We start from the raw sequence: 12,695 nt of genomic DNA on the forward strand, positions 1-12,695 counted from the left end.
CATCTTCCAGGTTGGCCAAGACGACCCAGGAGGGAGTGCGGGCGAGAAAGGTATGGATGGCCCGGCAGAGCGCCTGAGTCATCACCGGCACCTTGGCAGGATCTTCCTCTATCCCGCCCGGCAGCAACCCTTCCCGCTTGAGGGCAGCCAGCATCCGTCCCTTGTCACGTTCGCGGTCATCAAGAAGCCGGCGACGCGATTCCTCCTCCGGGAAAAATCCGAGGCCAATCCGTGTCCGAATGTCCTCTCCGGACCAGTATCCCGTTAATGTCGGTAAGTCATGTGTTGTCACAACAGCCAGCGCCTGTTCGGGATATTCACCTGGAGCCTTCCATGTTCCATCTTGATGGCGCTCGAAGTAAAAAACGCGATACGACAATACGCACGCCTTCGAGAGATGTTCCCTCACCCAATCCGGCACAGTGCCAAGATCTTCGCCGATCACCAACGTTTTGGCGCGCACACTCTCCAACGCGATGATCGCCAGCAAATCCTCAAACGGATAAAGGACATAGGCGCCTTCGGACGCAGGTCGACCCTTTGGAATCCAGAAGAGTCGGCAGAACGCCATCACGTGATCCAGCCTGATCGCCCCCCCGAAGCGCAGGTTCTTCCTCAACAACTGAATCAGCAATTCAAATCGGTTGGCACGCAACGCGATCGGATTGACTGGCGGCAGCCCCCAATTCTGCCCTTCGACTGAAAAGTCATCGGGAGGCGCACCACAATCGGCATCGAGAGCCAGCACGGATTGATACATCCACACCTCCGCTCCGTTGCGTTCAGCCCCCAGAGCAAGATCATTGTACAGCCCGACTGGCATCCCAGCCTGCTCTGCCATGCGGCGTACTCCGGCCAGCTGTTCACTCGCAATCCATTGGACATACTGAAAGAAACGAACCCGTTTCCGATGCCGCTTCCCGTATGCCCGCACGGCAGGTCCAGGAGAGCGAAACTGTTCGGGCCATTCATGCCACATAGCAAACTTCGACTGGATCAACCGACGTTCCTCCTCCAACGTCTGAAAGATGGCGTACAACTCCAATGGCTCGCCTTCCGTCTGCACAAAACGTTCGAACAATTTCGCACGAGCCGTCTGCGGCTGCGGATCAGATTCGTTCCCGGTATATTCGTCTTTGAGAAATTGCCGATAGCAGAATTCCAACATCGTGCGCTTCGCCGAAGCGGTCGCATTGTAATCGACGCGCTGCCCCTTCCGAAGAGCCTCCAGCTTGGATTGAAATGCCGGAGAACGATGCAGTGCTTGCGCATCACCCGACGTGAAAAATTCAGGGAGCCGTTCCACATCGATGTACAGTTCATTCAAGGCCAATCGATTCAGGGGAGCGTAAGGGCTGGTGTGATGGGGCGCGGTATTACGAATCGCGTGGACCGGATTGAGGCCGACCAACCCCGCCCCCAGTGCTTTCCCCATCCATTCGACCAAACGGTTGAGATCAGAAAAATCACCGCAACCCCAATTGCGATCAGACGGAAGCGAATAGAGTTGGAGCGCTACCCCCCACAGACGCTGCCCGGCATCCACCACCGGCGGAACGTAACACCTCCGTGGCGCCACAATGAGCCTCATGTGGCCAACCGAACCACCCACCAAACCATCCGCGCGCAAGGCTACATCGTAATATCCGAGTGCTAGCGGCTTGGAGAGCGGCAGTTCGAGGCGCACATGGCGATGCTCACCGAGGATCCTTGCCTCGGCTGCGGTTAACCCCGGACCATATTGCTCTTCATGTACGAGATCCCCCGCTTCATTCCTTACCTGCATACGGACGGCCACCGATTGCTCATTTCCATCTTTCGATACGAGATAGCACGAAATCGGTGGCCAGGCTTCCTCGTGATACACGATGCGAACAGGATCGCACGGCCTTCTCCACGGCGCCTCATCCCAATCCTGAATCGCAGCAGTCAATGCCGCTGGCGAATCAACCCGAAAGCCCATGGCCGTGAGAATAGCCCGCTTGGTGTCATCAGATGTGACGTGGCGAGTACCGTAAATATCGAAATATTCCGCGGCGATCCCCGCCCGTTCTGCAAGTGCGGCGAGCAGCGCGTGCTCCGGCTGGTCAGACATGGTCGAGAGTCTGCGTGAACGTTGAACGCATGTCAAGCTATCCTATTGTTCTTAAACACTAATTCTGTAAAATGAGGCATGCTGTCGGACAACTATACGAGCCTTAGGTTCGGAACAAGCTCATGGGCCTACGAAGGCTGGCAGGGGTTAGTCTACCAGAAAACCTATCCCAAGAGCCGCTTCAGCCAAGACACCCTCGCGGAGTACGCCACCTATTCAGTCAATAGCGCCCCGCTGTTCCGCACCGTCGGCATCGACCATTCCTTCTACCGGCCGGCGGGCGCCAAACAACTGGCCCACTACGCCGAACAGGTCCCGGATGATTTCCGTTTCTGCCAAAAAGTTTGGGAAGCCATTACCATTCCAACCTATGCGAACCTCCCCCGCTACGGTATCAATGCCGGCAAGCCGAATCCTCGATTCCTGGACACCGGCATGTTTCGCGATCTTGTGCTCGCGCCCGCGCAAGAAGGACTACAAGACAAACTCGGCCCGTTCATTTTCGAATTTCAACGATGGGGAATCGACCCAACGACATTTCTCAAACAACTCGACCATTTCCTCGGACAACTCCCACCTGGCCCGCAATACGCAACAGAAGTTCGCAACCCCTCACTTCTCGGGGAACCATATCGGGACATTCTCAAAGCCCATAACGTGGCTCATGTGTACAACCATTGGACTGCCATGCCTCCCCTTTCAGAACAACATCATTCTCTTGAACAAACCTTTACCGCACCGCACGTCGTCATCCGTCTCTTGACGCCGCTCGGCCTCCAATACGAAAAGGCGGTCGAGCGATACAAACCCTACGACCACATCGTGCAACCCCAACCGCAGATGCGGCAAGACACCGTCAACCTTGTGAAACAGGCGACCGGCGAAAGCAAGTCCACCTATGTCTTGGTCAATAATCGAGCCGAAGGGTGCAGTCCGCTGACGATTCAAGCGCTGGTCGAAACACTCGCATCAGGCTAGTTCAGCGACTCTAATGAACCGGTCGAGCGGGCAAAATGGATACGCGAGGCGTTCAGCTGGAAGAGGGCATTGACGAGATTCTCTTTCGCACGGGCAACAGCTGAAAGTGCATTGGTCAGTTCGAAGTTGAAAATGTGATTTGTTTTTGCCATCCATCGTAGTCGGTGGAGTAATGAGATGCGGCGCTTTCGGGCCCTCATTCCGCGATCCTTTCTGAGTCTCCCCAACTGCATATTGAGCTGCCTGCTCCGTAAATTCTCGCTGAAGGCCATGGTCCCTTGATGCCATTCAATGCCACCACCAACCCTGTCTTCGACATACGGTAGCGATGGCACCATCGCGCCTTGTTCAAATCTGTTCCTTAAGTACGCCTAGTTCTATGTTTTCGGCTGCCGCACATCTCGCATACTGATCAACACTTGCTGATTCTGTTGATGCAGCTGTGCGAGTACATCCATGTCCATCGCTATACGCTGACGAGTAGTTCAAACAATGGTTCCTGAAACCGTTTTCTACCCCCGTCCGCTGATGTCTTCTCTCGATGCTGTTCTTATCACCGCCCACCCTCATCGCCCTGACAGAGTTCGATCATTTGCAGCTTGCAATTTTTGTCGCCTTGAGGTGACCGGTCTTGTCGATCAAAGATGAATGCCAGCTTGCTGCCATCGGGGGACACAGCGACGCTTGAAGAAACCACTCCACTCACTAACTTCGTGAGCGATCCGTTTGCCCAAAGGGACACTCCTGACTCTCTGACCTGATCACCACGATAGGCGACTTCTCCCAAAACCACCCCAATTTTAGTTACGTCGATCCAGGGCCAAGAACTTTCCAAGCGCGGCCCTCCTTCCGGCAGATCAATCCGCTCAACTTTTCCGTCTGTGTGGAGCAACCACAACAGATTGGGCGACGTCCCTCCATTGACGCTCTCAAGCAAGTATGCATTTAAGAAGGGAAGGAATCGAACCCGCGAGGGGACATACCGGCTGCAAAGCCTCAACGGGATAGGCTGCGCTATAGAGTATCGATGGTAGAGGATGGGAAACTCCTCGATGTCACCCTTGCCTTTTATTCCGCAATCGATATAGCCATGATCTTCAATTAGAGGGATGACAACTCGCCCATCCTCCTTTGCATGTGCCCACGCCGGCTTTATCGTTGACGCGCGGCAACTCATTGAGTTGAACCAAAACATCTCAGGCAGTTCAATCTGCTGACCGTTCACAAACATCACTCGCTTCCCTTGCTTGCCTTCAGAATCCGGCACGAGATAGGACAGGCGATCACCTTGCACGCAAATCATACTGGCTCGATCAAATCGCGCTTCCCTTGCTATAGTTGATTGCACGACATCCCAGACATAATGGCGGTGAGACACTCCCGGCGGAAGCGCATCAGTCCTTGTCCCACCTCGGAACAGAACACGCGAATTATCAAGCCAAACCGGCGTCCAATCTTCTGCGGGAAAATCTGCCTCTTTAACCGGCAGATGAATAGCGGCGGCTACCCGGCTTGACCACACGCTCAAGGCCGTGCCCCTTCCCATCGGATGCATTGGATCGATCGTCCGTATACTCATTTATGCTGAAAACAGATCATTGCACTCGAATAATGACGCGATTACATGCATTAACTACGTATTCCGAACTATTATGGCGCGGGCTATTTAGAGCATCATTCGGCTTGCTGTCAATATGGAGTTTGTCTGACTAGATAACGATACTGCGTTGGAAGACTCGCGCTAGAAAGGCACTGCTGACGGAGACAATCCACGTAGCAGATCCCGTACAAGGCCTTGCTGTGCATTAGGAATCCTGCTCAGTCCATAAGGCACCACGCGGTTCGTCGAGGCACTCCGCTCCCCTGTGAAGATCACCGTCAATTAACAAAAGGGGAGCCTTCTTTATGGAAGACTCCCCTCCTAGTATGGATCAGATTGAATTGAGGAAATACCGTGATCAGAAGATGCCGGCTTGTTTCTGCAGCCAGCGGACATACTGGACAATCTGATCGACGTCAGCGGGCGAGACGGCATCGATCTTCGGCATGTTGCCGAATTCCCAATGGTGTGCTCTCACACCGTTCGCCGCGGCCCGCTGAAATGCCGCATCACCATGGTGGTTCGGCTCATAGATTTTATGCACGAGCGGTGGGCCTTGCTGTGTACCAACTCCCTCTTTCCCATGACACACCGAGCAATTCGCATTGAACTTGGCCTCACCCGCCTGCAATTCGGCAGGGGTTGGCCCGCTCCCCACAGCCGGCTTAGGCTGTGACGAGTCGCAAGCGGCAAGAACCACCATGACGACGGCGAAGATTACCACCGGAACTCTATCTTGAGATCGTTTTGCCATCACTTTCCTTCGCCTTCCTTGGTTCCCTCCTGCCCGAACTGTTCGCGCAGCATATTCTGCGTCCGCTGAAGCGTCATGCGGCGATAGATCCTTGCGCCGATCGGCACAATCACGATCAAACCGACCGTGAGGTACATGAAAAATTCTTCCGGTGACATAGCGCTAGGTTATCGCATATTGAATGGGGTCTACAACTCCCGCTCTCGCAAATCCCTCGCGTCGAATGAGGCAGCTGTCGCATCGGCCGCAGGCTATCGTTCCCACCGGATCATAACAACTGTGGGTGAGATGCAACGGCGCCAGAAGCTCCACGCCTTTCCGGATGATGTCTGCTTTGGTCATCGCCAGCAACGGCGCGCGCACCTGAAGGCGATTTCCCTCCACGCCGGCTTTCGTTCCTTTATTGACCGCCTCTTCGAAGGCCCGGATGAATTCCAGCCTGCAATCGGGGTATCCGGAATAGTCGAGAACGTTGGCCCCGAAGTAAATCATCGACGCGCCGACGACCTCCGCATGAGCCGCGGCTAATGAAAGAAAAATGAGATTCCGCCCCGGCACGTAGGTGATCGGGATCCCGTGGCTCCGTTCCGCTTGTTCGCGGTTCTTGGGAACATCGATCTCTTGCGTCAGCGCCGAGCCTCCGATGGCGCGAAGGTCTATGGACAGCACGACATGGCGGGTGACGCCCATGGCGGCTGCGACTTGTCGGGCGCGTTCCACCTCTACGGCATGGCGCTGTCCATAGTTGATCGTCAAAAAGCACAGGTCAAAACCCTCCTCCCTGGCTATCGCCGCTGTCACCGTCGAATCCAATCCCCCACTGACAAGCACGACGGCAGGTCCGGTTGCCTGACTGCTCACCTTACACCATCCTTTGGGATGTTCTTACGCTTGACCTAAAAATGACGGATGTTCCTCGCTCTCCGCGAGCTAAACGGTAATGTGATAACAAACGGATCGGCAGATGGTGAAACAATAGCGGGGACACTGTCAGGGGGGCACGGCTAGTCGCGTTCTTCTTCTTTCTCGATTCGCTCGAGCAATTCCTCCTTCGACTGGCATTCGACGCACAGCTTGGCGAACGGCACAGCTTCCAATCGGCGCTCGCTGATTTCGACTCCGCATTCCGCACAGATCCCGTACGTGCCTTCGTTCAACCGCGTCAACGCTTCATCGATAGCCTGCCGGCGCCGATTGCGCATTTCCATCAGCGAAATGCCAAGTTCACGGTCCAAATCCATCAATGCCTGGTCGCCCACATCCCGTGCGGACTCCAATCGGCGCTGCTGATCTTCGGTCAGTGACTGGCCGAGGCTCCCTTCGATTTCCTTCAAAATTTCCTGCCGTTTGCGCAACAGCATGTGTTGCAGTGCATCGCGGCGTCGCTCGCGAGCTTCACGCTCTTTTGCCGATTCTTTCGGCTTGGCGGCAAGGGGGGATACCGACACAGCGTTCGTCTTTTCTGCCGGGAGGCTGATCTTCGGTTGAACTTTTCCGGCAGGCTTGGCTGTCGCTTTGGGTTTCAGTTTTGGTTTAGTCAAAGCTTTCTTCTTTACAGCTGCTTTCGTCGCGGTTTTTGTTGCCATAGCGTCGTCTTCTCCCTAATCAACGCCGAACGGCTCAAAAAAGTCCGGCATTCATAGCACGGCGCTCGGTGTTTGACAAGAGGTCGTAGGAAAAGAGGACCCTGGACACTAGGGATAGAGGATAGTCGAATGAACGGGACAGCCTGCAAGCTTCTCCCGGCCATTGAGCCCCTTGAGTTCGACCAGAAAATCGAGACCGACGATGTCTCCCCCTAATTGCCGAACGAGAGAGAGCGTCGCGGCAGCCGTTCCTCCAGTGGCCAACAAGTCGTCCACGATCAGGATGCGCTCATTCATCGCGATGGCATCCCGATGGATCGCAAGGGAATTCGACCCATATTCCAAGCTGTATTTGACCTCAAAACAATCAGCAGGTAGTTTACCGGGTTTCCGAACCGGAACGAACCCTGCATTGAGCCGCTGGGCCAACACCCCGCCAAAGATGAACCCCCGTGACTCGATCCCGACGACCTTTGAAATACCTTTTCCCCGGTAATATTCCGTTAGCCCGTCGGCAATGGAGGCAAATGCCTTCGCATCCTTCAGAAGCGTAGTAATGTCGTAAAAGAGAATCCCGGGCTTGGGGAAGTCGGGAACTTCGCGGATGAGGGAACGATAGTCAGCAGCCGTCATCGGTTCAGAGCAAGTCCGATTGCGTCAAAGTTTTTCGCTGGATCGTATGGCGAAGACGGCCCAACGCGGCCATTTCAATCTGCCGGACCCGTTCGCGAGTGAGTCCCATCTCGCGTCCGATTTCTTCCAGCGTCCTTGCTTCGCTACCGTCCAATCCGAACCGCGATACAATAACAGTTTGCTCCTTATCAGGCAACTCTTTCACCCAGGCCATCAGTTCAGCCCGCCGCATGACGCCTTCAGCTGCATCGGACGGCGACACACACATCGGATCTTCGATGACATCCCGCAAGAACGTGTCGGCCCGATCGTTGATCGGACTGTCGAGCGAACAGGTCGTGCGGACAACCTGTTTTAGATCGAGCACCTCTTCTTCGGTCGTCTTCATTTTCTTGGCCACTTCCTCAGCGGTCGGCTCGCGACCGAATTCCTGGACGAGCCCCTCGACCTTGTTCAAGTAGCGATTCAACCGTTCGACGACGTGGACAGGAAGCCGCACCAGCTTGCCTTGATTGATGATCGCGCGCTCGATGTACTGCCTGATCCACCATGAGGCGTAGGTACTGAATCTGAATCCCCTTTTGTAGTTAAATTTCTCGACGGCTTTGATAAGGCCGAGATTGCCCTCTTCCACGATGTCGGAAAAAGGGAAACCACGATGGATATATCGCTTGCCAATGCTGATGACGAGGCGAAGATTGGACTCGATCATCTGCTGTCGAGCCTGCTCGTCACCCGCCATGACACGTTTTCCCAGTTGTTGTTCCTGCTTGAAGGTCAGCAGCGTCGACCGGCGGACTTCGCGCAGATAACTTTTGATGGTATCAAGACCCTCGGACCTGCCGCGCGACATGCCGCCATCGGCCGCTGAGTCATCAGAATCCCCGGCTTCGAAGGCTTCGTCGTCGTGATCGGAGTAGTGACGCCTGGCTTCACTCAGGTCTGACAATTCTTCCTCTCCTCTCGCCATTCCATCCTCAATATTTCGATAGCCCTAGTACCACACAACAAAATCTGCGAATCGGCCCGTCGCCTTCAACCATTCGACCTGCACGGCGGTGACCCGTGAGGCAGGAGGACCGATCTTCAACCGTTCAACCAATGAAATGATGTTGTCTTTGTACCCTTCGGTTTCCAACTCCACCCGACCGTCGTCACAATTTCTGACGCCACCGACGAGACCCTGCTCAGTCGCCACTCGCACCGTGAAGGCCCGATACCCGACCCCTTGAACACGACCCGACACGGAAATTCTTGCTCGAACGGCGGAGGGCTCTTTCGTCTCGGTCATCGTCCCGCCTACGACATTCGCCTTAACGAGGGGATACTCTCACATGTGAAGAAACGCGTCACGCGTTTTGCAAATCTCTGCGCAAGAATTTCACCTAGTAGGTTCCACCACGAGAACAGCATGAACCGTTGGTGGCAATCACTCATCGAAAAATAAACTTTCTGAACAGGTTTAAAACTGCGCCACGCGCCACAATCGACGGAAATACATGCGCGCGTTTCAAAAAAACCGGACACGCCATCGGAGCACGTGTTCGCGTTAGGAAGCATTTGCGAAGCATCGGCTCGATGCAGCAACTGTTCGGGGAGATACCTATGAAATGTTTTCGTCGTCACCGGGAAAGCTAGAGCAAGCTTGGATTTGGTCGGGGCGAGAGGATTTGAACCTCCGACCCCTGCGTCCCGAACGCAGTGCGCTACCGGGCTGCGCTACGCCCCGACCTGGAGTGACTTTCGGAAAGCGAGGGGGGATTGTCTTACATCAGAGGGTCGAAACGCAAGCCATGGGCTTCGGCTACACCCCGGCACGTGACTTTCCCTTGAAACAAATTGACCCCCTTGGCCAATCCAGCATCCGACTTCACAGCAGCCTCCACCCCCTGAGAGGCAAGCTTCAACAGATAAGGCAACGTGACATTGGTCAACGCCTGCGTCGAGGTACGGGGAACAACCCCGGGCATATTGGCAACACCGTAATGGAGGACGTTTTCCACAACATAAACCGGATCAGAGTGCGTGGTCGGCTTTGTTGTTTCGACACAGCCCCCTTGATCGACCGCGACATCAACGATCACGGACCCGGGTTTCATCCGGCTGACCAAAGCACGGGATACCAGCTTCGGCGCCTTGGCACCCGGTACCAATACCGCTCCAATAACCAGATCCGCTCCAGCCACTGCCTCCTCAATCGCAGCCTCGGTCGAAGCCCTGGTCACAATCCGCCCTCGATAGTGATCGTCAAGGTAGCGCAACCTCTCGATATCCAGATTGATCACAGTGACCTGCGCCCCCATCCCGACAGCAATTCTGGTCGCAGCGCTTCCGACCACACCGGCCCCCAAGACAACCACCTTCGCCGGTTCTACTCCGGGCACACCTGCCAGCAACAGTCCCTTTCCTCCTTGCGTTGTTTCGAGGTAGCGCGCTCCGACTTGGACCGACATCCGACCTGCAATTTCACTCATTGGCTTCAACATCGGAAGCGTACCGTCTTTCGCTTCGATCGTTTCATACGCAACCGCTGTAATCTTGGCCTCCAGAAGTGATTTTGTCAGTTCAGGGGACGACGCCAGGTGCAGATAGGTGAACAACACTTGGCTCGGGCGAAAGAGCGGACATTCCGACAGCTGCGGCTCCTTAACCTTGACGATCAGTTCAGCCCGGCGGAACACTTCCTCCTTTGAAGACAATACCGAGGCACCCGCCGACCGATAATCCTCATCCGAATAGCCGCTGCCGAGGCCGGCAGACTTCTCCACCAAGACTTCGTGCTGGGCCCTTTGTAAAGCTCGAACACCTTCCGGTGTCACACTCACGCGATATTCGTGGTCTTTAATCTCTTTCGGGATTCCGACAATCATGCCACACTCCATCCAACTGGTTGCAGGTTCAATGTCTTCTTATATTGTATCGACCGCCAACGAGAAAGAGAACGACTTATTCTAGATACACAATTGCGGTCGGTGGACAGCCCGCGCGGCGCTGTTGTAAAATTTGGCGCCCTGGGACGGGTCTACGGAGGCAGAGGAGGCTCTTTATGGATGGAACAGCGGGATCATGCAACGCCTGCGGTGCCGCCGGAACCGCGCTCATGAAGCTGTCACTCGGGAAGGATTTTTTTGGCCGCGCGTACGATCGGCTCTCACCTTCGAGCGACCAAAGCCCTAAATGGTATTGTGAACAGTGCTCGATGTACAAGAACCTGCAACGTGATTTCCGCGATATTCGCGCCGAATTCGATAAGCTCGCCTCCGGGCAAAGCTCAGAACTTTCCAAAACCGAGATATTTCAGCGTGCCACCATTCGCCTTAGAGAAATTGCCACGATTCTCGGCAGTGCAGGTGGCCAGTCCCCATTCCTTGCTGCGCCGGACGTTACCCAGCTCCTCACTCGTTTTCAAACCACCTCTATGCAGGCCTGAGCTTTCTGGAAACTCCCGTGTCGACGTTTAAACGACATATTTTCGTCTGCACAAATCAGCGCAGCCCCGATGATCCTCGCGGCAGCTGTTCCAGACTGGGATCAGAGGGTCTACACGCCCGGTTTAAGCAGGAAGCGAAACGGCTCAATTTGAAGAACATCGTCCGCGCCAATAAGGCCGGCTGCCTGGACCATTGCGCCGAAGGCCCAAGCGTGGTTATCTATCCAGAAGGCGTCTGGTACAGCGTCAAATCGGAGGCGGATGTCACGGAAATTATGGAACGCCACGTCATCAGGGGCGAAGTGGTCACACGCCTGATCATGCCGGACCATCCAGCCCCGGCCACGCTCCCGCCACTGACTTCAGAGCCGCGTTAAGGAACTGATGGCCACGGAAGATAAATGGAAGGCCAACCTCGAAAAGGTGGCCTTCATGAAGCAATTTCCCGGATTATTAGGGAGCTGGGAGGATTTGCGAGGGAGAACCATCGAAGCCGTGATTCCGCTCAAGGGGAAGCAGGGATCTGCCGCTATAATTTTCACCGACGGCACCTTCACCGTTGCCCCGCCGATGGTCACTGAACCTTATGAATTAGGCGAGACACTCGAAGCGGCGCGCCGTTTTCTGGAACCCAAGCACCAAAAAGCCTATGTCGAGTATGATCGCTTAGTGAATCAAGATAAAGAGGCCCTCAAGTCGGCTCGACTCGAAAAGATTATTGGAGCGATTGAAAATAACCTGGAGCAGATTCCCGAGCTAAAAGACCGTCTGAAAGCGCTTATCAAGGAGTGGAAGTGAGCAGCATCCCGAAAAAGAACATGTTCGAGATCTTCTCGCAAGGTCTCTTCGAAGGAGTGAAACCTATGATGATCGTCCGCGACCACCTCGTCCGCCATGCTGACCGTTGCACACATAATGGGATCTGTATTCCGATCTGCCCCACGAGTGCTTGGCTCTCGACACCGCCATATAAGTTCGATCCCTCACGCTGCCTTGAAAGCTGTCGACTCTGCTTGGATGCATGCCCGTCCCAGGCGATCTACGGGGTCTTCAAGAAGGGGGATAAGATGCTGGAGCCGCAGAAAAAGTAGACAAAGCAAGAGAATCAAATCGGCTCGCAGGTTCGGGCCCCTCGCCTGTACACAGAATACAACACTGGTTCCATAATCTAGGTTAGATAGCTGCGGCCTAGGCAAAATGGAAGGAACAGGCACAGGTGGGCTCACTGCCTATGCACTCTATACACTCACCGGTTGACTAAATAGCCACCCTTCTGACGGCAGGCACGGCCTGGCGTCAGAAGTTCTAGCTTTCAGTTTTATGGTGAGCTCAGAGTGAAGTCCTGCGTTTGATTGGCAGGGACCGTAATGTCCTTCGCTGAAGGCGCGGGAGCCTGAGTCCCGTAAACCGTCGTATCGACCTGTGCAGAACCTTCGACGGTATAGATCTTTGCCACCGCTGCTTGCGCGGCATCGGTCAGTGCTATAGGCAGTGGACCGTATGTGCCGAGCCATGGTGCAGCGGTAGGCAACGACACCTCGTAGCTATAGTCGCCGATTGGAGCGCCGGCATCCAATACAGAGGCTACTACCGACTTCACCGTGACGCTTGGACTCGGG

At 55.0% G+C, this 12,695-nt stretch carries 17 protein-coding genes and 1 tRNA gene; 5 read left to right on the plus strand and 13 right to left on the minus strand.

The window, feature by feature from the left end; all coding sequences use genetic code 11:
- Positions 1 to 2,095 (minus strand): 4-alpha-glucanotransferase (malQ, locus tag ACWVCN_RS02070; RefSeq protein WP_455243851.1); only part of this gene is annotated, 2,095 nt, incomplete at its 3' end.
- Between the two features lie 78 nt (positions 2,096 to 2,173).
- Here malQ and ACWVCN_RS02075 point away from each other — a divergent pair.
- Complete coding sequence (locus tag ACWVCN_RS02075; protein ID WP_455243852.1) at positions 2,174 to 3,073, plus strand: DUF72 domain-containing protein; 900 nt, start codon at positions 2,174 to 2,176, stop codon at positions 3,071 to 3,073.
- On the opposite strand, the gene ACWVCN_RS02080 is transcribed toward ACWVCN_RS02075, so the two are convergent.
- The 11 genes from ACWVCN_RS02080 to ald all read right to left on the minus strand — a co-directional run bounded on the left by ACWVCN_RS02080 (position 3,070) and on the right by ald (position 10,516).
- On the minus strand, positions 3,070 to 3,273 hold the full coding sequence (locus ACWVCN_RS02080; protein ID WP_455243853.1) for a hypothetical protein: 204 nt from the start codon (positions 3,271 to 3,273) through the stop codon (positions 3,070 to 3,072). The two genes, ACWVCN_RS02075 and ACWVCN_RS02080, sit on opposite strands and share 4 nt — an antisense overlap.
- A 353-nt stretch (positions 3,274 to 3,626) precedes the next feature.
- Positions 3,627 to 4,652 (minus strand): hypothetical protein, encoded by a 1,026-nt coding sequence (locus tag ACWVCN_RS02085; RefSeq protein ID WP_455243854.1) that lies wholly within the window; start codon positions 4,650 to 4,652, stop codon positions 3,627 to 3,629.
- A gap of 379 nt (positions 4,653 to 5,031) precedes the next feature.
- The gene (locus ACWVCN_RS02090) at positions 5,032 to 5,427 is read right to left on the minus strand and encodes a c-type cytochrome (RefSeq protein WP_455243855.1); all 396 of its coding nucleotides are present in this window, start codon (positions 5,425 to 5,427) and stop codon (positions 5,032 to 5,034) included.
- Positions 5,427 to 5,585 carry a hypothetical protein gene (locus tag ACWVCN_RS02095; RefSeq protein ID WP_455243856.1) on the minus strand — a complete coding sequence of 53 codons (159 nt, stop codon included), beginning with the start codon at positions 5,583 to 5,585 and terminating at the stop codon, positions 5,427 to 5,429. The genes ACWVCN_RS02090 and ACWVCN_RS02095 overlap by 1 nt, the downstream gene beginning before the upstream one ends.
- Before the next feature lie 4 nt (positions 5,586 to 5,589).
- Positions 5,590 to 6,288: a 7-cyano-7-deazaguanine synthase QueC gene (gene queC / locus ACWVCN_RS02100; RefSeq protein WP_455243857.1), complete on the minus strand. Its 699-nt coding sequence runs from the start codon at positions 6,286 to 6,288 to the stop codon at positions 5,590 to 5,592.
- A gap of 143 nt (positions 6,289 to 6,431) precedes the next feature.
- Positions 6,432 to 7,013: a TraR/DksA family transcriptional regulator gene (locus ACWVCN_RS02105; RefSeq protein WP_455243858.1), complete on the minus strand. Its 582-nt coding sequence runs from the start codon at positions 7,011 to 7,013 to the stop codon at positions 6,432 to 6,434.
- Between the two features lie 108 nt (positions 7,014 to 7,121).
- Complete coding sequence (locus ACWVCN_RS02110; protein WP_455243859.1) at positions 7,122 to 7,646, minus strand: adenine phosphoribosyltransferase; 525 nt, start codon at positions 7,644 to 7,646, stop codon at positions 7,122 to 7,124.
- 4 nt (positions 7,647 to 7,650) lie between these two features.
- The gene (locus ACWVCN_RS02115; protein ID WP_455243860.1) at positions 7,651 to 8,616 is read right to left on the minus strand and encodes a sigma-70 family RNA polymerase sigma factor; all 966 of its coding nucleotides are present in this window, start codon (positions 8,614 to 8,616) and stop codon (positions 7,651 to 7,653) included.
- A gap of 24 nt (positions 8,617 to 8,640) precedes the next feature.
- Positions 8,641 to 8,937 (minus strand): acylphosphatase, encoded by a 297-nt coding sequence (locus tag ACWVCN_RS02120; RefSeq protein ID WP_455243861.1) that lies wholly within the window; start codon positions 8,935 to 8,937, stop codon positions 8,641 to 8,643.
- 361 nt (positions 8,938 to 9,298) lie between these two features.
- A tRNA-Pro gene (locus ACWVCN_RS02125) sits at positions 9,299 to 9,375 on the minus strand.
- Positions 9,376 to 9,412: 37 nt separating this feature from the next.
- Complete coding sequence (gene ald / locus ACWVCN_RS02130) at positions 9,413 to 10,516, minus strand: alanine dehydrogenase (protein WP_455243862.1); 1,104 nt, start codon at positions 10,514 to 10,516, stop codon at positions 9,413 to 9,415.
- 230 nt (positions 10,517 to 10,746) lie between these two features.
- Here ald and ACWVCN_RS02135 point away from each other — a divergent pair, with 230 nt between their 5' ends.
- From ACWVCN_RS02135 to ACWVCN_RS02150, 4 genes are read left to right on the plus strand one after another with little or no spacing between them, the layout of a single operon-like run.
- Positions 10,747 to 11,076, plus strand: a complete 330-nt coding sequence (locus tag ACWVCN_RS02135) for a hypothetical protein (protein ID WP_455243863.1) — start codon at positions 10,747 to 10,749, stop codon at positions 11,074 to 11,076.
- A gap of 17 nt (positions 11,077 to 11,093) precedes the next feature.
- Complete coding sequence (locus ACWVCN_RS02140; RefSeq protein ID WP_455243864.1) at positions 11,094 to 11,453, plus strand: (2Fe-2S) ferredoxin domain-containing protein; 360 nt, start codon at positions 11,094 to 11,096, stop codon at positions 11,451 to 11,453.
- Positions 11,454 to 11,460: 7 nt separating this feature from the next.
- On the plus strand, positions 11,461 to 11,874 hold the full coding sequence (locus ACWVCN_RS02145; RefSeq protein WP_455243865.1) for a hypothetical protein: 414 nt from the start codon (positions 11,461 to 11,463) through the stop codon (positions 11,872 to 11,874).
- On the plus strand, positions 11,871 to 12,167 hold the full coding sequence (locus tag ACWVCN_RS02150; protein WP_455243866.1) for an ATP-binding protein: 297 nt from the start codon (positions 11,871 to 11,873) through the stop codon (positions 12,165 to 12,167). Before ACWVCN_RS02145 ends, ACWVCN_RS02150 begins: the two co-directional genes overlap by 4 nt.
- 227 nt (positions 12,168 to 12,394) lie before the next feature.
- Here ACWVCN_RS02150 and ACWVCN_RS02155 read toward each other — a convergent pair.
- Positions 12,395 to 12,695: hypothetical protein (locus ACWVCN_RS02155; RefSeq protein WP_455243867.1), on the minus strand; the 301-nt coding region annotated here is incomplete at its 5' end.

This window comes from Petrachloros mirabilis, from assembly GCF_975968855.1.